Annotated in this window: 21 protein-coding genes; 5 read left to right on the top strand and 16 right to left on the bottom strand. The window is 63.6% G+C overall.

Annotation, left to right across the window (positions count from 1 at the left end; all coding sequences use genetic code 11):
* Positions 1–5: 5 nt before the first annotated feature.
* The 4 genes from GM668_RS05865 to GM668_RS05850 form a co-directional block, all read right to left on the bottom strand.
* Positions 6–770 carry an SDR family NAD(P)-dependent oxidoreductase gene (locus GM668_RS05865; RefSeq protein ID WP_155437995.1) on the bottom strand — a complete coding sequence of 255 codons (765 nt, stop codon included), beginning with the start codon at positions 768–770 and terminating at the stop codon, positions 6–8.
* A 10-nt stretch (positions 771–780) separates the two neighbouring features.
* On the bottom strand, positions 781–1575 hold the full coding sequence (locus GM668_RS05860) for an SDR family oxidoreductase (RefSeq protein WP_155437994.1): 795 nt from the start codon (positions 1573–1575) through the stop codon (positions 781–783).
* Positions 1572–3062 (bottom strand): flavin-containing monooxygenase, encoded by a 1491-nt coding sequence (locus GM668_RS05855; protein ID WP_155437993.1) that lies wholly within the window; start codon positions 3060–3062, stop codon positions 1572–1574. Before GM668_RS05855 ends, GM668_RS05860 begins: the two co-directional genes overlap by 4 nt.
* Before the next feature lie 142 nt (positions 3063–3204).
* Positions 3205–4005, bottom strand: coding sequence for an SDR family NAD(P)-dependent oxidoreductase (locus tag GM668_RS05850; RefSeq protein WP_155437992.1), 801 nt, complete (start codon positions 4003–4005; stop codon positions 3205–3207).
* Positions 4006–4174: 169 nt separating this feature from the next.
* On the opposite strand from GM668_RS05850, the gene GM668_RS05845 reads away from it, so the two are divergent.
* A complete protein-coding gene (locus GM668_RS05845) occupies positions 4175–4402 on the top strand; it encodes a hypothetical protein (protein ID WP_155437991.1) in 228 nt (75 codons plus the stop codon).
* Here GM668_RS05845 and GM668_RS05840 read toward each other — a convergent pair.
* From GM668_RS05840 to GM668_RS05830, 3 genes are all read right to left on the bottom strand, one after another.
* Positions 4397–4762: a hypothetical protein gene (locus GM668_RS05840; protein ID WP_155437990.1), complete on the bottom strand. Its 366-nt coding sequence runs from the start codon at positions 4760–4762 to the stop codon at positions 4397–4399. The two genes, GM668_RS05845 and GM668_RS05840, sit on opposite strands and share 6 nt — an antisense overlap.
* A 160-nt stretch (positions 4763–4922) precedes the next feature.
* Positions 4923–6140 (bottom strand): endonuclease/exonuclease/phosphatase family protein, encoded by a 1218-nt coding sequence (locus tag GM668_RS05835; protein WP_155437989.1) that lies wholly within the window; start codon positions 6138–6140, stop codon positions 4923–4925.
* Positions 6141–6232: 92 nt separating this feature from the next.
* Positions 6233–7153: a LysR family transcriptional regulator gene (locus GM668_RS05830; RefSeq protein WP_155437988.1), complete on the bottom strand. Its 921-nt coding sequence runs from the start codon at positions 7151–7153 to the stop codon at positions 6233–6235.
* A 135-nt stretch (positions 7154–7288) separates the two neighbouring features.
* On the opposite strand from GM668_RS05830, the gene GM668_RS05825 reads away from it, so the two are divergent.
* Both GM668_RS05825 and GM668_RS05820 read left to right on the top strand, forming a co-directional pair.
* The gene (locus tag GM668_RS05825; RefSeq protein WP_155438149.1) at positions 7289–8032 is read left to right on the top strand and encodes an SDR family NAD(P)-dependent oxidoreductase; all 744 of its coding nucleotides are present in this window, start codon (positions 7289–7291) and stop codon (positions 8030–8032) included.
* Between the two features lie 11 nt (positions 8033–8043).
* Positions 8044–8262, top strand: coding sequence for a tautomerase family protein (locus GM668_RS05820; protein WP_155437987.1), 219 nt, complete (start codon positions 8044–8046; stop codon positions 8260–8262).
* Here GM668_RS05820 and GM668_RS05815 read toward each other — a convergent pair whose 3' ends face one another.
* Positions 8263–9210: a DUF2145 domain-containing protein gene (locus GM668_RS05815; protein WP_371868641.1), complete on the bottom strand. Its 948-nt coding sequence runs from the start codon at positions 9208–9210 to the stop codon at positions 8263–8265.
* Positions 9210–9659 (bottom strand): hypothetical protein, encoded by a 450-nt coding sequence (locus tag GM668_RS05810; RefSeq protein WP_155437986.1) that lies wholly within the window; start codon positions 9657–9659, stop codon positions 9210–9212. The genes GM668_RS05815 and GM668_RS05810 overlap by 1 nt, the downstream gene beginning before the upstream one ends.
* A gap of 254 nt (positions 9660–9913) precedes the next feature.
* Between GM668_RS05810 and GM668_RS05805 the strand changes: the two genes are divergently transcribed.
* Positions 9914–10603, top strand: a complete 690-nt coding sequence (locus GM668_RS05805; protein ID WP_155437985.1) for a pentapeptide repeat-containing protein — start codon at positions 9914–9916, stop codon at positions 10601–10603.
* A 284-nt stretch (positions 10604–10887) separates the two neighbouring features.
* On the opposite strand, the gene GM668_RS05800 is transcribed toward GM668_RS05805, so the two are convergent.
* The 7 genes from GM668_RS05800 to GM668_RS05770 all read right to left on the bottom strand — a co-directional run bounded on the left by GM668_RS05800 (position 10888) and on the right by GM668_RS05770 (position 18614).
* Entirely contained in the window at positions 10888–11241 is a 354-nt protein-coding gene (locus GM668_RS05800; protein ID WP_155437984.1) for a hypothetical protein, read from the bottom strand.
* 96 nt (positions 11242–11337) lie between these two features.
* Positions 11338–13158: an MFS transporter gene (locus GM668_RS05795; protein ID WP_229498967.1), complete on the bottom strand. Its 1821-nt coding sequence runs from the start codon at positions 13156–13158 to the stop codon at positions 11338–11340.
* Positions 13159–13229: 71 nt separating this feature from the next.
* Entirely contained in the window at positions 13230–14333 is a 1104-nt protein-coding gene (locus GM668_RS05790; protein WP_155438146.1) for an N-acetylglucosamine-6-phosphate deacetylase, read from the bottom strand.
* A gap of 15 nt (positions 14334–14348) precedes the next feature.
* On the bottom strand, positions 14349–15116 hold the full coding sequence (locus GM668_RS05785; RefSeq protein WP_155437983.1) for a DeoR family transcriptional regulator: 768 nt from the start codon (positions 15114–15116) through the stop codon (positions 14349–14351).
* A 38-nt stretch (positions 15117–15154) separates the two neighbouring features.
* The gene (locus GM668_RS05780; RefSeq protein WP_371868640.1) at positions 15155–16513 is read right to left on the bottom strand and encodes a D-tagatose-bisphosphate aldolase, class II, non-catalytic subunit; all 1359 of its coding nucleotides are present in this window, start codon (positions 16511–16513) and stop codon (positions 15155–15157) included.
* The gene (locus GM668_RS05775; RefSeq protein WP_155437982.1) at positions 16514–17485 is read right to left on the bottom strand and encodes an ROK family protein; all 972 of its coding nucleotides are present in this window, start codon (positions 17483–17485) and stop codon (positions 16514–16516) included.
* Entirely contained in the window at positions 17478–18614 is a 1137-nt protein-coding gene (locus GM668_RS05770; protein ID WP_155437981.1) for an SIS domain-containing protein, read from the bottom strand. The genes GM668_RS05775 and GM668_RS05770 overlap by 8 nt, the downstream gene beginning before the upstream one ends.
* Before the next feature lie 315 nt (positions 18615–18929).
* On the opposite strand from GM668_RS05770, the gene GM668_RS05765 reads away from it, so the two are divergent.
* Complete coding sequence (locus GM668_RS05765; protein WP_155437980.1) at positions 18930–22289, top strand: TIM-barrel domain-containing protein; 3360 nt, start codon at positions 18930–18932, stop codon at positions 22287–22289.
* The last annotated feature ends 101 nt before the right edge of the window (positions 22290–22390 follow it).

Here is a 22390-nt window from a genome sequence, read left to right as displayed (position 1 = left end):
CTCCTTTACATGCGCTGCGACGACAGGTTGCCGCCATCGACGACGATTTCCGCAGCCGTGATGTAGCTGGCTTCGTCGGATAGCAGGAAGCGCGCCACCTTGCCTACTTCTTCCGGCCGTCCCAGGCGGGACAGCAGGATGCGCCGTTCAAATGCGCCCGGCGGTAAATGGTCGACAACGGGTTTGATCATCGGCGTCAAGATCTGGCCCGGCGAAATGCAGTTGATGCGGATACCGTCGCGGCCCAGTGCATCGGCCAGTGCACGCACCAGCGACAGCATGCCGCCTTTCGATGCGCTATAGATCGGGTTGACGGCATTGCCCAGCGTCGCATTGATGGATGCAATGCCGGCAATGGCGGCGCCGGGATTGGCCTTGAAGTCGCCGTGCAAGGCGCGCACCAGCAGGGCCAGCGAACGCAGGTTGACGTTCATGACTTTGTCCCAATTGTCCGGCGTCAGGCCATCGATGGAACCCATGTCGACCATGCCGGCTGCGTGTACCAGGCCGCCGATGGCGGGCAGTGCGGCGCGGGTGGCGTCCAGCGCGGCGGGCAGGGCGTCCGCATCGGACAAATCGATGCCGACGCCGATGGCGTTCACGGTATAGTCGCGCGCGATCTTGGCTGCCAGCTCGGTGGCGGCGCCTGCATTGATGTCCCACAGCGCGACCGGGCGGCCCGCCTGCGCCAGTGCTTGTGCGCACGCGAGGCCGATGCCGGATGCGCCGCCGGTGACGATGACGGCGGATGTGGGGGAAGATGGCTGCATGGTGGGCTCCTTAGAAATGGTGGGGACGCATGGCGGCATCGATGCCGCCATCGGCAAACACCACGCTGCCGTGGATGAACGGGGCGCTGTCGCTGGCGACAAAGCCGATCAGCGCTGCGATATCAGCCGGCTCCGCGCGGGCGCGGGTGCTGAGCGGCGCGATAAAATTGCGGATGCCTTCGCCGTATCGCGCGTCGGCCAGTCCCGCTTCCAGCAGCGGCGTTTGCACGGCGCCAGGCGCCACGGCGTTCAGGCGCACACCGGCCCGGCCCCAGCTTGCGGCGCGCTGGCGCACGGCGCAGGCCACGGCATTTTTTGAACTGGCATACGCAATAAAGCCGGCTTGCGGCGCCAGGTCTGGCGGCAGATTGGCCAGCATGGCCTGCACGGCGGCTTCATCGCCATCCAGGTAAGCCTGGCGCAGCGGATTGCCCTCCCATGCCTGCAACGTGGCGGAACTGGACGACACGACCACGGCGCTGGCGCGGCAGCCGGCCTGTAACGCTTCAAACAAGCCGTCCAGCAAGGCTGTCACGCCAAAGTAGTTGACGGCGGCGATCTGGGCGACAGGTTCCGCTTGCGGGCCCAGGCCGGCGCAGCACACCAGCGTATCGATGCGCTTTTCGGACAGACACAGGGCGGCTTCCACTGCGTAGGCACGCCCGCTGGCCGTCGCCAGGTCGGCGCAGATATCGCTGTTGCGCAAGTCGATGCCGATGACGCGCAGGCCGGCATGGCGCAATTGTTCACAGACGGCGGCGCCGATGCCGGATGCGGCGCCGCTGACAATGGCGGTTTTCTTCATGCGTTGCTCAGCGTGTAGTGTTCCATTTGCGGCGCCGCCATGGCTTCGCGGAAGCGCGCCTGCGACCATGGCCACGTGGCGGGCACGCCTTCCGCGTCGAGGTACCAGCTGTTGCAGCCGGAACCAAATACGGTTTTCCTGGCGGCGGCAATGCGGGCCTGGTCATAATCGTCCAGTGCTGCCTGGGTGGCTTCCACTTCGTTGCACACGCCATTGCGCACCAGGTCCATCAGCTGTGACACGTATTGCCACTGCTGTTCGGCGATATCGATCAGCGAGAAATTGCCGACCGGGCCGGTGGGACCGTTCAGCATAAAGAAATTCGGGAAGCCGGGAATGGCCACGGCCAGGTAGGCGCGCGGGCGCTTGGCCCAAACGTCGTTCAGCTTGACCCCATCGCGGCCGACGACATTCATCGGACGCATGAACTGGTCGGCCTTGAAGCCCGTCGCCAGTACCAGCACGTCCAATTCATGCAGCTTGCCGTCGCGTGTGCGGATGCCTTTCGCTTCCACGCATTCAATGCCATCGGTGACCAGCGCCGCATTCGGATGCTGGATCGCCTGGTAATAGTCCGGCGAATAAATCAGGCGCTTGCACGCGACGCGGTAGTCCGGCCGCAGTTTGGCGCGCAGTGCCGGATCAGGCACGCTGCGCTCCAGGTGGCCCAGCGCGATAGCTTCGATTTCCCTGATTTCCGGCGAGTCCGCATCGAGGATGGCGTTGGTGAAGCGCTCGACGTTGGACAGGTAGGTCGGGTCATAACGCAGCGAATGGAGCAGCGCACGGTCGGCGCGGAAAGCTGCTTTTTGTTCGTCCGTGAAGTACGGGTTTTCTACGGGGAAGATCCACTGCGCCGTGCGCTGGAAGTGCGATACCTTGGATGCGCGGCCCGCCAGCGCGGACACGATTTGCACGCCCGTCGAACCATTGCCGACCACGCCGACCCTTGCGCCATCGAGCGGCACGCTGTGGTCCCAGTGGGAACTGTGGAACGCCTTGCCTTCGAAGGCCGGCAAGCCTTTGATATCGGGCACGCTGGGGTGGTGCAGCACGCCGGTGGCGGCAATGATGATGTCGGCCGTGTCGCGCAAGCCGCTTTTCATTGTCAGGTTCCAGCGGCCCTGTTCAAAGACGCATGCGATGATTTCTTCGTTGAAGCGGATCATGTCGCTGATGCCATACTTTTCCACCGTGCGTTCAAAGTATGCCTGTACTTCGGCGCCGGGCGGCAGCACGCGGCTCCAGTCGGGGTTCGGTTCGAAAGAATAGGTGTAGGCGTGCGAAGGGACGTCGCAAGTCAGGCCAGGGTACGTGTTTTCGCGCCACGTGCCGCCGACGCGGGCGGCCTTTTCATAAATTGCCACGCTGCCGTAGCCTGCCTCGCGCAGCTTGATGCCCGCCAAAATGCCGGCCATGCCGGCGCCCATCACTACCACGCGCAGCGGTTTGACGCTATGCGGCTGTCTCGTTGTCTGCTCATTCATTGGAACCTCTGATGTGGGTTGTCTGTACTGCTAGGCTATGCCAGCGCAAAGCAGGGAGCTACATCCATTTGGACTACTCATCTGCGCACACACGGCCTCGGCGGCCCCGCAGATTTGACTCGGCCTCCCCGTAAAATCCGCCCTACGCCACCGCCTGCAGCATGGCGCTGCGCTGCTGCAGCGCGCCTTTCAGCATGCCGGCATGGGGGAAGATCCAGAATTGCCTGTTGTCGACGGCGGCCAGTACGATGCCGGCCAGTTGCGCAGGCGTCATGCCTTCCGCGATCATGCCGCGCAGGTAAGCGTTGAGGCCATCGATGGCGGGATCGCCGGTGGCGGCGCCGAGATTGCGGCTGATGCCCGTATCGACAGGCCCCGGCAGCGCCACCGACACGTGCAGCGGCATGCCGAGCGCCTGGAATTCCTGCTGCAGCGTTTCGCTATAGGACACCAGCGCGTGTTTGGAGACGGTGTACGGCGCCAGCCACGGCGCGGGCAGCATACCGGCCAGCGACGCGATGTTGATAATGTGCCCGCTGCCTTGCGCCACCATGCGCGGCACGAAGGCGCGCGTGGCCCGTACGACGCTCCAGAAATTCACATCCATCAGGCGCGCCCACTGCTGTTCATCGAATTCCCAGCTGCGGCCGCTGACCAGCAGGCCCGCGCAATTGAACAGCCAGTCCACGCGGCCGAATGCTTCGAACGCGCTGCCGGCCAGTCCTGCCACCTGGCCCGGCTGGCTCAAGTCGGCCACGATGGGCAGCACGCGGATAGCCGGTGAAATGTCGCTGAGGTGGCGGGCAGTCGAGTGCAGTGCGGCACTGTCGATATCGGCCAGCATCAGGTTGGCGCCGCGTGCTGCCAGTGCGGCAGCGATACCGCGGCCGATACCGCTGGCCGCGCCGGTGATGACGGCGCATGGAGTAGGGTGGTTGTGCATGGGCGATCCTAGGTGTGGGTATGGCACACAATGTGCGCCTGTCCCGCATTGCAGGCATCGTCCCTTCAGACTAACCGGGGGGCTGAAACGGTGTGTTACAATTCGCCCTCAAGTCGCCGCTGGCGGCTTTTTTATTTCCCGGTTTAAAAAGTAACGTTTTTGCAAGTGTATGAACTACTCCGTCTTTGCCAGCGTCTGGCGTCAAACCGCCGGCTATTTCAAGAGCATCGAAGTGTGGCTGCTGTTACTGGTCGCCGTTGCCATGGTGGCCGGCGTGTTTTTCGCGTTCATGCTGGATCCGCGCGGCTTGCTGGCGTTCGGCTTTGTGCTGGGCTATCTGGTGGCCCGTCCCGTGCTGCACGCGAAGGGTATCCTCAAGTGGCCGTTCCTGTCATGACAGCCGGCCAAAGGTAAGGAATACCCACGCCACGGCAATCACCACCATCCCCACCACCGTCATGCACGACCACGTGAAAAAGCACGCGGACAGCATGGTGGTCTGCAAGAAGCGCTCAAACACAAACCCCAGCCCGAAGTCGAACGTGGCCAGCACGGTCCAGCGGCGAAAATACAGCGGCAGGTAGCGGCTCATGTATTTGTTGTGCTGCAGCGCCGCATGGCGCTCGAACAGGTTGCGCGCCGCGCTGACGTCGCGGAACAGCCAGTCGAAAAACATGAACCGGTACAGCAGCGTGCGGAAAGGCATCAGCGGCTGCGCTGGTTCGTCTTGATCAGGTTGCAATGTTTCTTTCGTCATGTGCACCTCCGATGGTGTCATCATGACTGAACTTGCAATCGTGCGCCAGTCTGAACCTGTTGCCTGTGCGGCCAGACTGTTGCGGATGAGTCAAACTATCGCCGCATTGCCCGTGCCGCTTGACTGAAAGCGCCGGCCGTTGTTCTTCCTTGCAATCACGTTACAGGTGCAACTGCATGATGCGGGGGCAATGGTCGCTGGATTCATTCACCTGGCCCGGCTCACTGGCGACGGCAACTTTGCGCGATCCCACACTGGCGTTGGCGGCCTTCAGCGCCTCGCTGATGACGATGTGGTCCAGTCCTGTGAAGCCTTTGCAGCCATCATCGACGCCGGACAGCGGCACCTGGTACAGGCTTGGCTTGCCATCGGAGATTTCCTGCCACAGGTATTTGGTCGCCACATAGCCCAGTGCATCTTTTTTATTTGGCCCCGCGGGGTCGCTGCCATCCGTGCGCACTTGCGATGGCGGCACATTTTCCGCGGCTTCTTCATCAATGCGGCGGTTGAAGTCGCCCAGCAGCACGAAGCGGGGGCTTTTCACGCCGACGGCTTCGATCCAGTCTTCCAGCGCAGGCACCTGGCGGTTCAAGACACGGCAGGCGGCATCCGCGTCATCGAGCATGCGGGGCTGGTAAGGGCCATTGGGTTTCAAGTTCGCGCACGATGCCTTCAAGTGCACATTCATGAACGTGACGGGCTGGCCGTTGATTGTCAATTCCAGCGCCAGGCCGGGACGCACGGTGCGGAAGTTGGCGGCATTGGCGGGATCTTCCGCGACGGCCAATTCCTTGCGCGGCGAACATTGGCCGGGCATTTGCGTGACAGCCCTGTTCCACGCAAACGCCACGGTCTGGAACGCCGTATGCGGCGCATGGCACACGTCGAACGTGTCCGCATGCTTGCCCAGCACGTCGCGGATGACCTGGCCGGATTTGACTTCCTGGAACGCGATGACTTGCACGCCATCTTTTTCAATCAGGCTGGCAATGGTGGCGCGCAGGCCGGCCAGCTTTTTCTGGTAATTGGCCAGCGTGACGGATTCGGCGGGATTGCGGCCCTTGTACGCATTGCACGGCGCGATGTGCATGGCTTGCCGTGCGCCGCCTGCAAACTGGTCGATCGCCGCTTCGCAGCGGCTGGCGGCCGCAATGGCTTCCGGCGATGGCGTGGTTTCACCCTTGTTGCGGCGCGGACGGGTATCGCACCAGCCGACGGCCGTGCACATGTCCAGGTGCGTGGTGAAATCCGCTTCCGTACCGGCCCATGCCATGTTGAAGGACGCGACGCCGATTTGTGCCGGTGGTTGCTGGACAGTTGGGGTGGCGCAGCCTGCCATGGTGGACAGCAGGGCCAGTACGGAAAGCCGGTAGTTCATGGTGTAATGAATCAAAAGATCAAGGGGCGACGATAGCACAGCGCGCCAGCGGACGGCGGTGCGCGTTTGTATCGGCGTGTGTCATGTGTGTTTTATGCGTGCTTCAGCCTTAGCCGGTCCATTAAAAAATCGGCGAAGGTACGCACCCGCAGCGATAAATGGCGCGCGTGGGGATAGATCAGGATAAAGGGGCGCGACCTGCCGCCATGTTGCGGCAACAGTTCGACCAGATCGCCCCGCCTGATATCGTGCTCCACGATAAAGCGGTACGTTTGCACGAGGCCCGCGCCGGCCCTGGCCAGCGTCGCGATGCCCAGCACGTCGTCCGTGCAGGCGAGGCCGCCTTTTGTGGGCATGTCCACCGGCACGCCATCGCGCGTGAACAGCCATGGAATATGCTTGCCTGTGCTGGGTAGTTCGAACTGGATGCATTCATGGTGCGCGAGGTCGTCCAGCGATGTTGGCCGGCCAGCCCGTTTCAGGTAAGCGGGGGACGCCACCAGCACCAGCTCAGCATCTTCCAGCTTGCGCGCCACGAGGCTGGAATCCTGCGGCGAGCGGCCACGGACTGCCAGGTCATAGCCTTCGTCCGCGAAGTCAATATTGCGGTTGCTGATGTGGACATCGACAGTGACTTCCGGGTACAGCGCGCGGAATTCACCCAGCAGCGGCAACAGCCGGTAATGCGCATACGGCGTGGGTACGCTGATGCGCAGCGGGCCTGCCGGCATGGCCTGGCTGCCCGTCACTTGCCGTTCCGCTTCCGCCAGCTGGGACAACGCTTGGCGGCACTGTTCGAAATACAGCCTGCCGCTGTCCGTCAGGCGGATCTGGCGCGTGGTGCGCACGAACAGGCGCACGCCGAGGCGATGTTCCAGCCGCGCCACGGAACGGCTGACTGCCGCCGGCGTCACGCTGGCTGCCACGGCCGCCGCCGTGAAGCCGCCCAATTCCGCGGCCAGGCAAAACAGTTCAATGCTGCCCAACAGTACGTCGTCAAACTGGCGCTGCATACCTCACTCCAATTAATTACATCATGTATCAATTATCTTGTCTTGATGGCTGTTTATCAACTCTGTGTGCTTGAGTATAGTGATTTCCATGGCGGCGCCACTGCCGCTGTCACTGAAACCCACTGGAGAAAAATGATGAATGCATCCCCCAAAACCGTCATCGTGACGGGCGCATCGAGCGGCATCGGCTTTGCCATTGCCAAGGCTTACCTGGAACGCGGCGATAACGTGGTGGGCAACGCCCGCACCATGGAACGCTTGCAGGCGGCAGCCGACAAGCTGGGTTATCCCGCGAATTTCGTGCCGGTGGCAGGCGATATCGCGCAGCCGGCGACGGCCCAGGCGCTGCTGGAGCGCGCCGTGCAGGCGTTCGGCAAGGTGGATATCCTCATCAACAATGCCGGTATCTTCCTTGCGAAACCCATTGCCGATTACACGGAAGACGATGTGGAAGCCATTGTCGGCACGAATTTGAAGGGTTTTTTTTACCCGTCGCAGGCCGTGGCCACGCACATGGCGGCCAACAAATCCGGCCACATCGTCAACATCACGGCCAGCATAGCCATGCAGCCGACCGCGAAAGTACCGGCCTTGCTGCCTGTGCTGATCAAGGGCGGCTTGAATCACGCGACGCGGGCGCTGGCGCTGGAACTGGCGCCTTCCGGCGTGAAGGTCAATGCGGTCGCGCCGGGCATCATTGAAACGCCGATGCACGGCAAGGATGAAGGCACGCGCAACTTCCTCAAGGGCTTGAACCCGTCAAACACCATCGGCGGCACGCAAGACGTGGTCGATGCGGTGCTGTACCTGACGGATTCGCATTTCACCAGCGGCGCGGTGCTGAACGTGGACGACGCCGGCGCGGCCGGAACGTGGTAAGGAGAGCGGCCATGCCATACGTGAATATCCGCGTGACCAATGAGGGCGTCACGCCAGAGCAAAAGCTGCAATTGATTGAAGGGGCGACGGACTTGCTGCAGCGGGTGCTGAATAAAAATCCCGCCACCACGTTCGTCATCATCGATGAAGTGGAAACGGATAACTGGGGCGTGAACCGGCAAAACGTGACGACGCTGCGGCAGCGTGAAGCTGCCGCCCGGAACACCTAGCTAATCGAGCTTCACCACGCGGTCGCCAGGCCCCGCCTGGCAACCTTCCGCCATCGGTTCCCAGCCATGGTGCACGACGATCTGTTTGTCGTTGTGGCAGATTTCAACGCGGTCGCTGCCCGGTACGCGCTGGCGCATGAATGTTTCCAGCGAAGCGGGCAGGCTGACGCGCAGCCGCAGCGCGTCGCGGTCTTCCTGCGGATGGTCATCCACGTGCAGCAGCGGCACGAACGCCGGCAGCCACATGAGGATGCGCGAACCGACCGGCACCGGTTCCGGCGCATAGTGGTTGGCGCGCAGCCAGTCTTGCGCGCGGGCCCGCAATTGCGGGCCGTCCGGCATGTCCGACCATGCGACAGCCAGCATTTCCGCCACCCACTGGTTGCAATTCTGGTAGCGCAAGCTGTAGGCATACGCGTTGGCGCTGTACTGCGTGGCCAGCAAATTCAGTACGCGCGGGCCATCGAGCAGCGCGGGACGCAATTCGTCGGCTGCCGCGCGCGGCAGGCGCACGGCGGAAATATAGCCCAGTTCCGGGTTATCCGTGCCCATCGTGAATCCCGCCACGCCCTGGTCGAAGATGCGCGGCATGCCCTCATCGCATGCGTAGTACAGCTGGCGCGCCGACCATGCGCCCGACGTGGCGCGCCACGCCAGCGCGGCGTGCGAATAGCGGATACCGAAACGGGATAAATCCAGGCCGGAGCGGCTGATCAGCGCGATATCGCTGTCGCCGGCCGATAGTTCCTGCCGCACAATGGCGGCAAAGCGCAGCAGGCGGCTTTCTTCCGCCACGGTCAGTGACGGGTCCTTGTCGCAAAAGCGGGACAGACCTGCGTTGCCGGAACTGGCGAAATTCGGCATGGCCTGGGCCGCACCGGGGACCATGCCGGCCAGGCAGGCCAGCAGGGCGGCGCCCGCCAGCGCATCAGGGCGCCGCCAATGCATTACAGCGTCACTTTGCGCGAAGCCAGTTCGCCATACACTTCGTCGGCAATCGCCAGGAAGAATGCTTCGCGCGTATCAACGCGGGCAAATTCCACGCCGAATTCCAGGTTCTTCGCATAGATTTCATCGCCCAGCGCCAGGTGCGACTGGCTGGCGGTTTTTTCCGGCAACGTCAACACAAAGCTGCCGGTTTCCGCCTGCAGCGTCACGCGGGTCATGCCTTTGCGGTCAGGGGCTTGTGCGATATCGATGACGTGGTAGGCGCCATCGGCCAATTTGTTCTTGCCGCCGGACGAGCTGTTGCTGGATGCGCCGATGGAATCGGACACGCTGCCGCTGGATGCCGAACCGGCGCTGGAAGCGGACGACGTGCTGTCAGCGCTGGCGTTGACGGCAAACGCCAGTGCGCCGGCGGCGCACAGAAGACGCAGGGAAGAAAATTTAGCCATGTCGGTATCCTTTTAAGGGTTCAGAAGATGACACCGATCATATCCTATGGCGACGAAGTATTGTATGCCTGCAATTCTTGCCGTGGCAGTTAAGCCGCACGTTTGATGGTTGGACGTAGCGATTCCGCACGTTTTTAACGCAAACGGACGATGTGCCGCTGAACGCAAACCGGCTACAATCCGCCGCGCCCGCATTGTAACCTCAGGGATGCAGGGCCTTCAGTGCAGGCATCCCCGTTTTAAGAATTTGGCAGATGGACCTTTTCAGCGAAACTTCCACCCTGTCCGGCACGGCGCTGGACCGCGACGGCATTGCCGCCGCCCTGGCGCGCGGCGTGCGCACGTTTGACGGCTGCACCTTTGATGGCGTGGACATGTCCCGGCTGGACCTGCAGGATTGCACGTTCATGCGCTGCACGTTTGCCGGCGCCGTGCTGTATGCATGTAAATTAGCCCGCACCGTCTGGCTGCGGTGCCGGGCGGGCGGCGCGGATTTCGAAGCGGCGGACGCCGTCGATGCGCAATTCGACAGTTGCGACTTGAATAACACGAAATGGCGCCGCGCGCGCCTGGCGTCGGTTCGCTTTGCCAACTGCAAGCTGACGGGCGCTTCGCTGGAGGAAACGTCGCACCTGGGCGCCGTCTTTGAAGAATCGCTGCTGGTGGGCGCGGATTTGCGGGGCTTTTCGTTTAAGTCCGCCGTGCTGAAGCAACTGGATTTTTCCGATGCCTGCCTGGCCGGCTGCGACTTCCGCGACGCTGTGTTCGACGGCGGCAGCTTGCGCAACGCGGTATTGAAGCAGGCGAAATTCACTGGCGCGGATTTGCGCAGCGTGAACCTGGAAGGGGTCAAGCTGAGCGAGGCGGGCTTATTCAAGGGCGCCGTGATTTCCCACACCCAGGCGGCAGCCTTCCTCGGCGAACTGGGCCTGATCGTCGCCTGACACCCCGTGGGGTCAGACGTGCATTGATGCGTCTCCACCGTGGGGTCAGGCGTGCATTCGTGCGCTCTCCCCGGTGCGAAGAGGGGACTTATGCATGCAGGGCCGCCGAAGCATTTGCGTCATGCTCCAATGATGGCGCTGCGGGGTACGTCCGTTCAGGCGCAAGCCTGCAGCGGCAAAGGCTGGTTTGAACCAGCCTTGCTTTGCAGGCGAGCGAGGATGCACGAATGCACGTCTGACCCCAGCGGGGAGATGCATGAACGCACGTCTGACCCCACCGGGGGTTACTCGCCGTTCTGCTCTGTGTCCAGGCCCTGGCGGTTGCCGCGTTCGGAGCGTCCGGAGTGCTGCCGGCTACCCAAGCCTTCGCGCTGGGCGCTTTGCTGCGAACGGGCGCGCTCGGCTTCACTTAATTCAGCATCCTCGCCGTCGTCTTCAAACAAGTCATTGCGCTGATAAGTTTCCGTGCCGCCCGAGGATTGGCGGTTGCCCTGATCCTGGGTACGCTGCTTTGACTGGCCTTTTTCCACACCCTGGCCCGTCGTGGCGCCTTCTGTACCGGACGGCGTACCCTGGATACCGTCTTGCGTATTGCCGCTGCCGATGGCCTGGTCGCCATGCTGTTGATTCTGAGCCATGCTGGTCTCCCAAAATGCGCCGGATGATCCCGGCGCCCCCATGCTAGGCGCAGAAGCAGGGCGCGGCTGTAGGCGCACGCCCCGGCAGCTTGTAGGTCAGCGCGAGAAATGCGCCTCGATCTCTTCCAAGGTCTTGCCTTTTGTCTCGGGCAACAGGAACGCTGCCGCCAGGAAGTACACGACCGTGCACGCCGCGCCATAAAAGAACATGGCCGAGTAGCCATGCCGCCCAACCGTAGGCAAGAACACGGCTGCAATCACGGTCGATACAAACTGATTGATGAGCAGCGCAATGCTCATGCCGTTGGAGCGGATGCGGGTCGGCATCAGCTCCGACAACGCCAGCCACACGCACACGCCCGGTCCCACGGCAAAGCTGGCGACAAACAGGCAAATCGCCAAGGCCACCAGCCAGCCATGCGACGACGGCGGCACCGCACCCACCGTAGCCTGCTCGATGCGCAATGGCGCAGCGCGCGCTTCAGCCGGATCCGCAAACGGATTCACATGCAGCTTGCGGAAGAATGCACCAATCACGCTATCCTGCTGCACGGTTGACTCACGTGAAACGGCCAAGGCAGGCAAGGCTGGATCATCGCTGCGCAGTGATTGCACATTGGTGAAGGGGCCATATGCATACGCCACCGTCAATTGCACGGGACCGTTGCCGGCCGCGGCGCCCAGCGCCTGCAATGCCGCCGTATCGGCACGCAGCGACAAGCTATCGGCCACCACGGCAGCCTGCACCTGCGCGGTGACATCCCGCTGCTTGCCCTCGGCGCTACGGAACAGCAGGCCCGCCGCCACCAGCGCCACGACAATGCCGCCGCTGCCCAGCATCAGCAAGAACTTGCGTCCCCGCGTATCAACCAGCGCAACGGCCGCCACCGTCATCACGGCATTCAATACCTTCAAGCCCACGTCCGCCATATTGGCCGTGGCGCCCGGCAAGCCCGCCTGGTTCAGGATGTTGACCACATACGCGAGAATGGAATTAATACCCGTCGCCTGCGTACAGGCCAGGATCAGGCAAGCCAGCAGGAAGGGCAGCACATAGCGGCGGCTCAGCAAAGGATCCGTTGCGCGCGGCGCGGCGACATCTGCATGCACCTGCGCCAGGCCGGCGCCGATATCGCGCATTTCCATGTCGGCTTCCGCCTGCGTGCGGGTACGCAGCAGGGCGGCGCGCGCCTGTTCAATGCGGCCACGGCGCGCCAGCCAGCGCGGCGATTCCGCCAGCAGCAGGCTACCGGCAGTAAACACCAGCCCCGGCGCAAGGCACATCCAGAAAATGCGCCGCCACGCATGGTCTTTCGCATCGAACAGCGCTTCCGCGCGGGCGGCTTCCGGCAGCGAGCGGGCCGCATCCACGGCAGCTTCCACACCTTGCGCTTCGATATAGCCAATGACGGCGGCAGCCACCAGTCCAATGGTCAGCAACAGCTGGAACAGCGCGGCGCCCCGCCCACGCTGGCGCGCATGCAGGCATTCGGCCAGGTACAGCGGCACCACGACGCCAATCAAGCCGCCTGAAATCCCTTGCAGCAAACGGCCCAGCAACAGCGCCGTGTAGCCATCGGCCAGTGCGATAACGGGAATACTGGCCGTGAACAGGCCGCCCGCCAGCACCATGGCCCAGCGGCGGCCGATGGCGTCCGCCAGTGCACCGGCAAACAGCGATGACAGCACAGAGCCCAGCAGCACGGCCGCCACAATGTATGACAATTGCTGCGCGCTCAGTTGCCATGCCTGTGACGCGGTCGATTCCAGGTAGGGCAGGGCGCCCGCGATGATGCCGACGTCAATGCCGTACAGCAGGCCGCCCATGCCTGCGATGAACAGCAGGTAGCGCATGGCCCAGATGCGGGTAGGTGCGGTGGTGGCAGGGGTTTGTGCCTGGGTGGGTGCGGGATGCATGTTGTCTCCGGTTTTGGTGGTGTTTGCATGCTCTGCGGCCGCTCATGCAGGGCGGATTCGTGGAATCCGCCCTACGGAGCTGGCGTTGCGGGTATTGGGATGGCCTGGCCTTCTACGTAGACTGCGACGGGGCGCAGATCCTGGTCCAGCACGACGATGTCGGCCCAGGCGCCGGGTTCCAGGCGTCCCCGTTGCGTTTCGCCCAGGTAATCGGCCGGATAGCGCGACAGGCGGTTCGACGCATCGGCCAGGTCCAATCCCAGCCCCACGAAATTGCGCAGGGCCTGGTCCATCGTCAGCACGCTGCCGGCCAGCGACCCCGTTGCCAGCCGCACGCAGCCCTGGCATTTGAAGACGCGCTGCGTGCCCAGCGCATATTCGCCATCCGGCATGCCGGTAGCCGACGTCGCATCCGTCACGCCATACAGGCGGGGTATCGCGCGCAGGGCGGCGCGGATGGCGCCTGGCTGCACGTGCTGCAAGTCCGGGATGATTTCCGCATATTCGGCATGCGCCAGCGCGGCAGCGGCCATGCCCGGATCGTGGTGCCCCGTGCCCGTCATGCCGTTATATAAATGGGTAAAGCCCGTGGCGCCCGCATTCAAGGCCGCCACGCCATCGTCATACGTGCCCGCGCTGTGGCCGATCTGCACGCGGATGCCCATATCGCGCAACGCGGGGATCAATTCCAGGTGGCCCGGCACTTCCGGCGCCATCGTCAACACGCGGATCGGCGCGATCGCGTTCAACGCCTGGATTTGCGCGAGGCTGGCCACCACCACGTCCGGCGGCTGCGCACCGAGACGGTGGATATTCAAAAACGGGCCTTCCAGGTGCACGCCCAGCATGCGGGCCCCGCCCACGGGACGTTCGGCAATCACGCCTGCCAATCCTGACAGTGCGCGCCGGATGGCCGGCTCGCGCGCCGTCAGCGTAGTGCCCAGCAGGGACGTGGTGCCATGCCGCGCGTGGGTGCGGGCCACGACCGCGCCGGCGTCGCCGCCTTCCATGATGTCAGTGCCGGCCGCGCCGTGCACGTGCAAGTCAATGAACCCGGGCAGGATAGTCAGCGCGCCGCTGGCGCCAGAGTCATATCCGATGGAGCCGATGCGCTGGTCAAAAGTCATGGCGCCATTGATCCAGCCGGATGGAGTAAGGATTCTGCCCGTTATCAGGTTCGACACGACGCTCTATTCCGCTATAAGTAATTCGATGCCCAGCCGCTGCAGGCCCTCGCGGTACTCGGGGCTGATGGCGGCATCGGTGATGACGGTATGGACGCGGTCCAGCTGCACGATGCGGTGCAGGCTGACGCGCCCGAACTTGGAAGCGTCCGTGAGGACGATGACTTTGCGGGAGCGTTCCACCATCTTGTGGTTCAGGCTCGCTTCCGCTTCATGGTGCGTGGTGACGCCGAATTGCAGGTCGAAGCCATCGACGCCCAGGAACAGCTTGTCGAAACTGTAAGCCTGCAGGCACGATTCCGCCTGGCTGCCCTGGATCGACAGCGATTTCTTGTGCAGCAAACCGCCCGTCAAGATCAAGTCCACGCCGGGCGCATCCTGCAATTCCCACGCGATGTTCAAGCCATTGGTGGCAACCGTCACGCTGTCCGCATTGCGCAAATGGCGCGCCAGCGAAATCGTCGTGGTGCCGGAGTCGATGACGATATTGTCGCCCGGCTGCACCAGGCTGGCCGCCAGCGCACCGATGCGCTCCTTTTGCTCGTGGTTGATCGCATCCTTCTGGCGGATGCTGTGTTCCGGAGGCGGCGTGCGCGCCAGCAGCGCACCGCCATGGCTGCGCGTGACCAGCCCTTGCGATTCCAGCGCCGTCAAATCGCTGCGGATCGTCACGGCGGAAACGCCGAATTGTTCGACCATATCCGTGACTTGCACCGAACCCTGGCGGGCCAGGATTTGCAGGATCGCTTCGCGGCGTTGGCTGGTATTACGCATGGTTGGACTCAGTAGGCTGTGGGCTGAAAAACGGCAGCTTAACAGATTGCCGCCGTTGCGCCAGCACTTGCCGGTGACGGTTCCGCAGTGGCGCCAGCCTGGTTGCGGTTGCACGCCCGCGCATATTGCGCGAGGACGCGGCCCACCTTATGCTCCAGCAAGCTTGCCGGACGGTTGTCCAGCTGGCCCTGCAGCACTTCGAGGTACTGTTCCGGCAAATGCTGCGACAGCAGCGGCAAAGGGATCGCCACGCTTTCCAGGTTGGCCATCAGGCGCGCCACGGCGTGCACCACGTCCGGTTCGCCCCAGTAATAGCGGCAGCGGTCGGACAGCGCATAGCGGCGCAGCAGGCGCTGTTCGACGCCATTGCCGTGATAGTGCTTGCGCCAGTGCTGCGGCTTGTCCAGCATCGTGTCTTCCAGCGTGCGCATCAGGTTGGAGCACTGCGCCTTTGGCACCAGTTCACTTTCAATCTGTTCCAGCGCATAGTAGCCTTCGCGCAGCGCAAACGTGGCGGCCGGGCCCACCTTGAGGATGGCAAAGTGGTCGCGCACCATTTCGTGCAGCGCTGTTTCACGCTGGTAGTCGGTGGAGTGCGCTTCAAAGACAAGGCCGGGCTGGCCCGCGACGAAGTCGGACAGGCTGGCCGCCTGCGCCGCATCGTAATGCTGGATCGCGCTGTGGTCGAAGTCCACGCCGGGCTGCACCACCATGGCAATCACGCGGCGCCACGCATCGTGCAATGCCGCGCCGTAAAAGGCGCGCCGGTGCACGTCCAGCGTATTGCGCGCGGCAGCGGGCGCCGTCACGGCCAGCGCCTGTGCCAGCGATGCCTCGCCGCCCGGCACCGGCACTTCGGTCCCGATGACATACACGGGCGGCGGCAAGCCGGCATCGGCGGCAGCCTTTTCCGCCACCACGCACAGGCGCGCGGAGCGCTCCGCCACGGTTTCATCGGGCAGCACCGGCGGGTCATCCGCGCAGCGCATGCTGCAATCGAGGTGGATTTTGTGGAAGCCCGCTGCCGCATAGGCGGCAATCAAGACTTCCGCGTTGGCCATCGCGGCGCCGGCATCGAGCTGCTGCCACGCATTCGGTCCCAGGTGGTCGCCGCCCAGCACCAGGCGCGCGGCGGGGAAGTCCAGTTCACGGGCCAGGCCATGCACGTAATCGCGGAATTGCGGCGGCGTCATGCCCGTATAGCCGCCAAACTGGTCGACCTGGTTTGACGTCGCTTCCACCAGCAGCACGGTATCGTAGGCCAGCGCCGTGCGCATGGCGGCGCGCAGCACCACCGGATGGCTGCAGCACACGCTGTACAGGCCGACGGCGCCGCCGCTGCGGTGCGCCTTGACGATGTGCTGTACCGGGGACAAATTTTCAGTCTCGTTCATCATTTAAAAGATTGAAGTCATGGTTTGCTGGCGCGCCAGCAGCGCCGCGCCGCGCGCACCGCCCGCGTCGCCAAAGCGGGGCGGCAGGATAGGAGGCACTTGCACGCCCCGGAATAAATGGCGCCGTACGGCAGCCGGCAAATCGCGGTACAGGTGCGGCAAATTCGACAAGCCGCCACCCAGCACGATGGCGTGCGGATCGTAAGACAGCACCAGGTTCGCCAACGCATGGCCCAGCAAATCCAGGTGCACGGCTTCCGTATGCACGGCCGCTTCCGGCGCACCGGCGCCATGGGCGCGTGCGGCAATGGCCAGCGGCTGCGCGCCGTCGCCGCCGAAGTGCGCATGCAGCCGGCTCATGGCTGGGCCGGACACATAGCGCTCCAGGCAGCCCTGTTTGCCGCATGGGCAGTCATACACCGGCAAACCATGGCGCGCCAGCAGCGGCGCGGGAATGGTCCAGTGGCCCCATTCTCCGGCAATGCCGTTAAAGCCCCGCTGCAAACGGCCTTCGACGCAATAGCCGCCACCCGCACCGGTGCCAAGAATGGCGCCGAACATGGTGGGCAAGCCGTCCGCCGCGCCGCCCTGCGCTTCCGACAGCGCGAAGCACTGGCAGTCATTGCCGATGGTGACAGGGCGCTGCAGCGCTTCCTGCATGGCTTGCGCCACCAGGCGGCCGTTCAGCGCGGGGACATTGGAACTGACCTGCCGTCCGCTGGCGCTGTCGATAATGCCGGGCAGGCCGACGCCGGCTGCCGCACGCACAGGCTTGCCTTCACCCAATGCGGTATCGGCGCGCGCCACCAGCGCGGCAATCGCGCTCATGAATTCACTGAAATTGTGGCCTGGCGTGGCAATCCGTTCCCGGTGCCGCTCGTGCAATTGGCCACCCTGTTCGGCATACGTCACCAATTCGATCTTGGTGCCGCCGATATCAATGCCGTGCCATGCGCGGTGCGTGTGGTCATTCATGGCTTTTGTATATCGTCACGCCCTGCACGACACGGTTGACCGTGCCGCCGGCGAAGGGGTTGTCGGGCCGCAGTCCCAGCAGCGCGGACTGGTGCAGCGCATATTGCTGAGCCATCAGCAGCCACAGGGGCGCCAGCCACGCATCGGTCAAGCCTTCAGCAAGTGGCAGGCCGATATCGGCGTCAAAGCCGACAGTCAGGCAGCGGGCGGCAATGCCGTCGCGGCGCAATTCCGCCAGCAAGTCCGCGTCATAGCGGCGTGCCAGCGCGTTCGCGCTATGGAATAGCACCACCAGCGTGTTGCCGTTGACGGCGGCCTTCGGGCCATGGCGGAAGCCCAGCGGGGTATTGGCCATGGCCTGCACCTGGCCGGCCGTCAGTTCGAGGATTTTCAGCGCGGCTTCCCTGGCCAGCGCTTCCAGCGGACCCGCGCCCAGGTAGACAACGCGGTCGACGCGCCGGGCGGCCAGTTCTGCCACCGGCGCCGCCCATGCGGCCAGCCCCTGTTCCGCCATCGAGGCCAGCGCACGTACCTTCTGCGCGGCGGGCTGCGGCGACAGCGCGCACAGCGCCGCCAGCACCATCGATGTAAAACTGCTGGTCATGGCAAAGCCCCGGTCGCAGCTGGCTGGCGGCATCAGCAGGGTGCAGACATTGGCATCGCCGTCCGCCTGCTTCGCCAGCGCGCCATCGGCATTGCACGTCACGTGCAGGAACCGGGCGCCAGGCACGGTGGCGCGCAGCAGTTCGACGGCAGCCACGCTTTCCGGGCTGTCGCCGCTGCGGGCAAACGATACCAGCAGGGTCGGCGCGGCGGGATCCAGATAGAGTTCCGCATGTGTCAGCAGGCTGGTGGTCGGTACGGCGCGCACACGGGCAGGCCATGCGGCATCGAGCGTATCGGCAATGATTTCACCCGCATAGGCGGAACTGCCCGCGCCCGTGAGGATCACGCGCTGGGCGGGATTGCGCAGGCTGTCGCCAAGGAAGGCTGCGACGCGGGGCAATTCCGCCTGCAGGCTGGTGGCCAGCGCGCGCCAGACGGCGGGCTGCTGTGCGATTTCCTCAGCGGTGGCAAGGCCGCCAATATCGGACCAGCTTTGCCGGCCGCGTTGCAGAAGTAAAGTCATCGAAAGAAAATAAAAGTGGCGATTGCGTTAAAGCATAAGGTTCTGCTTTTCAAAAGTCAATAACGAAAGTAAATCGAAAGATATTGCGTGATTTCCTTTTACTTTCTACCGCCGGGATGCCTGGGTTTCACCCCGTTGATGTCGGAGTTTAACCACGAAATCGAAAGTAAAACATGTATAAAACTCCGAAATCGAAAGAAAAATGCGGTGAAAAAGCATTTTCAACGCATAAATTCTCAGTTTTCCTTTCTTTTTGTTGACGATGCTTGCTTTTCTTTCTAAAGTGCGTGCATCGATTCACATTGCCAGCATGCCATGAAACGCAAACAAGCTTATCGCCGCGCCGCTGCCAGCGGCTTGTTGTCCCTGCTGACTGTTGCCGCTGTGCCGCTGCTGGCGGCGCCCGTCGGCAACTTGCGCAGTGTCCAGCCAGTGAAAGCCGGCGCGTGGGATATCGCCACCGACAGCGGCGCCATTGTCCGCATTGAATTGCCCCGCGCCGACATCGTGCGCATCTGGGCTGCGCCTAAGGTGGACGGCAAGCCGGCCCAATTGACCGGCGCGGGCGACCAGGCCGCCGCCATCGTCGTGGGCAAGGCGGATGCGCAAGTGGATGTCAACGTCAGTGAAGACAGCAGCCATGTGGAATTCACCACCACGGCGCTGCGTTTGCGCGTCGAGCGCAAGCCGCTGCGGTTCACGCTGTACCGCGCAGGCGAAAGCGAGCCATTGTGGCGGGAAGTGCAGCCGCTGGAACTGGCGTCAGGCAAAGGCGAAGCGCAGAGCGTGCAAACCCTGTCCAGCAGCCGCGTGGAGCGCTTTTATGGCGGCGGCCAGCAAAATGGCCGGTTTGAATTCAAGGGCCGCCAGCTGCACGTGTCGTATTCAGGCGGCTGGGAAGAGGGCGACCGGCCCAGCCCCGCGCCATTCCTGATGAGTTCCAAAGGGTGGGGCATGCTGCGCAATACGTGGTCCGATGGCGTTTATGACTTGCGCCAGCAGGAACAAAGTTCGCTGCAGCACGCGGAAAAGCGTTTTGACGCCTACTATTTCGTCGGCAAGGACATCCACGACGTGCTGGCCCGCTATACGGAATGGACCGGCCGCGCGCAACTGCTGCCGCGCTGGGCGCTGGAATATGGCGATGCGGATTGCTATAACGATGGCGACAATATTAAAAAGCCCGGCACAGTGCCGGCCGGCTGGAGCGATGGCCCGACCGGCAAGACGCCGGACGTGATTGAATCCGTGGCCCGCAAGTACCGCGAACACGACATGCCGGGCGGGTGGATTTTGCCGAATGACGGCTATGGCTGCGGCTACACGTCGCTGCCGGAAACCGTCAAGGGCTTGGCTAACTATGGTTTCCGCACCGGCTTGTGGACGGAAAACGGCGTCGACAAGATTGCGTGGGAAGTGGGCCAGGCCGGCACACGCGTGCAAAAGCTGGACGTGGCATGGACAGGCAAGGGCTACCAGTTTTCGCTGGATGCGAACAAGGCCGCCTACGACGGCATTTTGAACAACTCGGACAGCCGCCCGTTTATCTGGACCGTAATGGGCTGGGCCGGCACGCAGCGCTATGCCGTGGCATGGACGGGCGACCAGAGCGCCAGCTGGGATTACATCCGCTGGCATATCCCGACCTTGATCGGGTCCGGCTTGTCCGGCCAGGCGTATGCGACCGGCGACGTCGATGCGATCTTTGGCGGCAGCCCGGAAACCTATGTGCGGGACTTGCAGTGGAAGAGTTTTACGCCGGTGCTGATGGGGATGTCCGGCTGGTCTCAATCGGCACGCAAGCATCCATGGTGGTTCGATGAACCGTACCGCGCCATCAACCGCCGCTACCTGAAACTCAAGCTGCGCCTGACGCCATATATGTACACGCTGGCCCGCGAAGCGGAACAAAGCGGTGCGCCGCTGGTGCGGGGCTTGATGTGGGATTATCCGGACGATCCGTCCGCACTGCTGGAAACCCATAAATACCAGTACCTGCTGGGCCGCGACATGCTGGTGGCGCCCGTCTACCGCAGCCAGGCCGTGACGCAGGGCTGGCGCAAGGGCATCCACGTGCCGCAGGGGCAGTGGTTTGACTACTGGGATGGCCGCCAGGTCACGGCGGGGCAGCAGGGCCGCGATATCGACATGCAGGTGACATTGGACAAGCTGCCGGTATTGGTGCGCGCCGGCGCCATCTTGCCGATGTATCCGGAAGCGCTGTATGACGGTGAAAAGCCGAAAGACGTGGTGACGCTGGACGTGTATCCGCAAACGCACGATGGTTCGTCAGCGTTCACCATGTATGAAGACGATGGCAATACGCGCCGCTACCAGCAGGGTGCGTTCAGCCAGCAGCGTTTTACGATGGCCACGTCCAATGGTTCGGTCCTGGTGGACATCGGTCCGGTGGCGGGCAGCTACGATGGGCAGCTGGCGCGGCGCGGCTATGCGCTGCGCATGCTGGCGGCCAGCCGTCCCGCCGTGGTGGAAGCCGGCGGACGCGTGCTGCCGGCGCTGGCCGATCGCGCAGCCTGCGATGCGGCTGCGGAAGGCTGGTATTTCGATGCGCAGGAACGGGGCGGCACCGTGCTGGTGAAAACCGCCGCACAGGATATCCGCCAGCCTTTGCGCATTGCCGTGCGGGGCCAGGTGGCTGTGGCGCGCGCCGACGGCGAATTCCCTGCTGCGCCCGAACTGGGCCGCGCACTGCCTGCCGATGCGATGGTCGTCGTGTCGCGCCCGTTTGAAGAACCCGGCCATCCGCTGGAAAACGCCTTCGATGGCAAACCGGGCACGTGGTTCCGCACGGTGCGCAGCCAGGCCATCAAGAGCGGCCCGCACGAATGGACGATCGGCTTCACGGAACGCCGCCTGATCGACGGCATTGAAATCGCGCCGCGTACGGACGCCAACTGGAAATATGGCCAGGTGCGCGACTATGAAATTTATATGGCCGACAGCAATGGCGACTGGGGCAAGCCGGTGCACACGGGGCGCCTGAAGCTGGAGCAGGGCAAACAAACCATCGCCTTCGCGCCGGCTATCGGCCGCCTGCTGCGCTTCCGCGTGCTGTCCGTGCATAACCCGGATGGCGATGGCGCGGATGCCATCGATCCGATGGTGACGGCAGCGCAGGGCAACAAGGCCAAGGCATTCGATGCCGCCGCGGCCAAAGACGTGCCGCCGATTACGCTGTCGGAATTCCGCATCCTGGAGCATCCCGTCAAGGAAGGCGAAGAACAGCAGCGCAACCTGTCGGACCTGCTGCCCGCGAAAGCGCCGGGCCGCGACAGGCCGGCGTCAAAGAACAGCGCAGAAATGCGCATGAATGGACTGAGGTTCCACAAGGGCCTTGGCATGGGACCGGCGGGCCGCATCGACCTGCAGCTGGCCGGGAACTGGAACTTGCTGCGCGCCGACCTCGGCGTGGACGACAGCTGCCGGGACGCCGGGGGCCTGCAATTCCAGGTGTGGAGCGGTGACCGGCTGCTGTACGACAGTGGCCTGGTCACGGCGCCCGCCGTCGTCAAGCCGGAACTCGATATCCGCGGCCTTGCGCAACTGAGCTTGCGTACCGTTGGCGCACAGGGCAGACAGCCCGCCAGCGTCTGCGGCAACTGGGCCAACGCCATGCTGATCGGCGCAGAAGGCGCCGCGGTAACACTGCGCTGACACCTTACTTAGATGAGGATGCCCGGCCTGAAGGCCCGGCACCCTTGTCTGACATAACCCACGCATTACGAGCACCGCTTCCCTCGCCAGACGGGGGAGGG

This window comes from Pseudoduganella ginsengisoli (assembly GCF_009720865.1).
Lineage (GTDB): Bacteria > Pseudomonadota > Gammaproteobacteria > Burkholderiales > Burkholderiaceae_D > Rugamonas > Rugamonas ginsengisoli.
Note: the sequence above shows the minus strand (reverse complement) of the source record. Positions and strands in the feature narration are given on the sequence as shown.

Bases quoted from the DNA above. Each gene is read 5' to 3' on its own strand.
- GM668_RS05865 (WP_155437995.1), bottom strand. From the start codon at position 770: ATGCAGCCATCTTCCCCCACATCCGCCGTCATCGTCACCGGCGGCGCA.
- GM668_RS05860 (WP_155437994.1), bottom strand. From the start codon at position 1,575: ATGAAGAAAACCGCCATTGTCAGCGGCGCCGCATCCGGCATCGGCGCC.
- GM668_RS05855 (WP_155437993.1), bottom strand. From the start codon at position 3,062: ATGAATGAGCAGACAACGAGACAGCCGCATAGCGTCAAACCGCTGCGC.
- GM668_RS05850 (WP_155437992.1), bottom strand. From the start codon at position 4,005: ATGCACAACCACCCTACTCCATGCGCCGTCATCACCGGCGCGGCCAGC.
- GM668_RS05845 (WP_155437991.1), top strand. From the start codon at position 4,175: ATGAACTACTCCGTCTTTGCCAGCGTCTGGCGTCAAACCGCCGGCTAT.
- GM668_RS05840 (WP_155437990.1), bottom strand. From the start codon at position 4,762: ATGACGAAAGAAACATTGCAACCTGATCAAGACGAACCAGCGCAGCCG.
- GM668_RS05835 (WP_155437989.1), bottom strand. From the start codon at position 6,140: ATGAACTACCGGCTTTCCGTACTGGCCCTGCTGTCCACCATGGCAGGC.
- GM668_RS05830 (WP_155437988.1), bottom strand. From the start codon at position 7,153: ATGCAGCGCCAGTTTGACGACGTACTGTTGGGCAGCATTGAACTGTTT.
- GM668_RS05825 (WP_155438149.1), top strand. From the start codon at position 7,289: ATGAATGCATCCCCCAAAACCGTCATCGTGACGGGCGCATCGAGCGGC.
- GM668_RS05820 (WP_155437987.1), top strand. From the start codon at position 8,044: ATGCCATACGTGAATATCCGCGTGACCAATGAGGGCGTCACGCCAGAG.
- GM668_RS05815 (WP_371868641.1), bottom strand. From the start codon at position 9,210: ATGCATTGGCGGCGCCCTGATGCGCTGGCGGGCGCCGCCCTGCTGGCC.
- GM668_RS05810 (WP_155437986.1), bottom strand. From the start codon at position 9,659: ATGGCTAAATTTTCTTCCCTGCGTCTTCTGTGCGCCGCCGGCGCACTG.
- GM668_RS05805 (WP_155437985.1), top strand. From the start codon at position 9,914: ATGGACCTTTTCAGCGAAACTTCCACCCTGTCCGGCACGGCGCTGGAC.
- GM668_RS05800 (WP_155437984.1), bottom strand. From the start codon at position 11,241: ATGGCTCAGAATCAACAGCATGGCGACCAGGCCATCGGCAGCGGCAAT.
- GM668_RS05795 (WP_229498967.1), bottom strand. From the start codon at position 13,158: ATGCATCCCGCACCCACCCAGGCACAAACCCCTGCCACCACCGCACCT.
- GM668_RS05785 (WP_155437983.1), bottom strand. From the start codon at position 15,116: ATGCGTAATACCAGCCAACGCCGCGAAGCGATCCTGCAAATCCTGGCC.
- GM668_RS05780 (WP_371868640.1), bottom strand. From the start codon at position 16,513: ATGATGAACGAGACTGAAAATTTGTCCCCGGTACAGCACATCGTCAAG.
- GM668_RS05775 (WP_155437982.1), bottom strand. From the start codon at position 17,485: ATGAATGACCACACGCACCGCGCATGGCACGGCATTGATATCGGCGGC.
- GM668_RS05770 (WP_155437981.1), bottom strand. From the start codon at position 18,614: ATGACTTTACTTCTGCAACGCGGCCGGCAAAGCTGGTCCGATATTGGC.
- GM668_RS05765 (WP_155437980.1), top strand. From the start codon at position 18,930: ATGAAACGCAAACAAGCTTATCGCCGCGCCGCTGCCAGCGGCTTGTTG.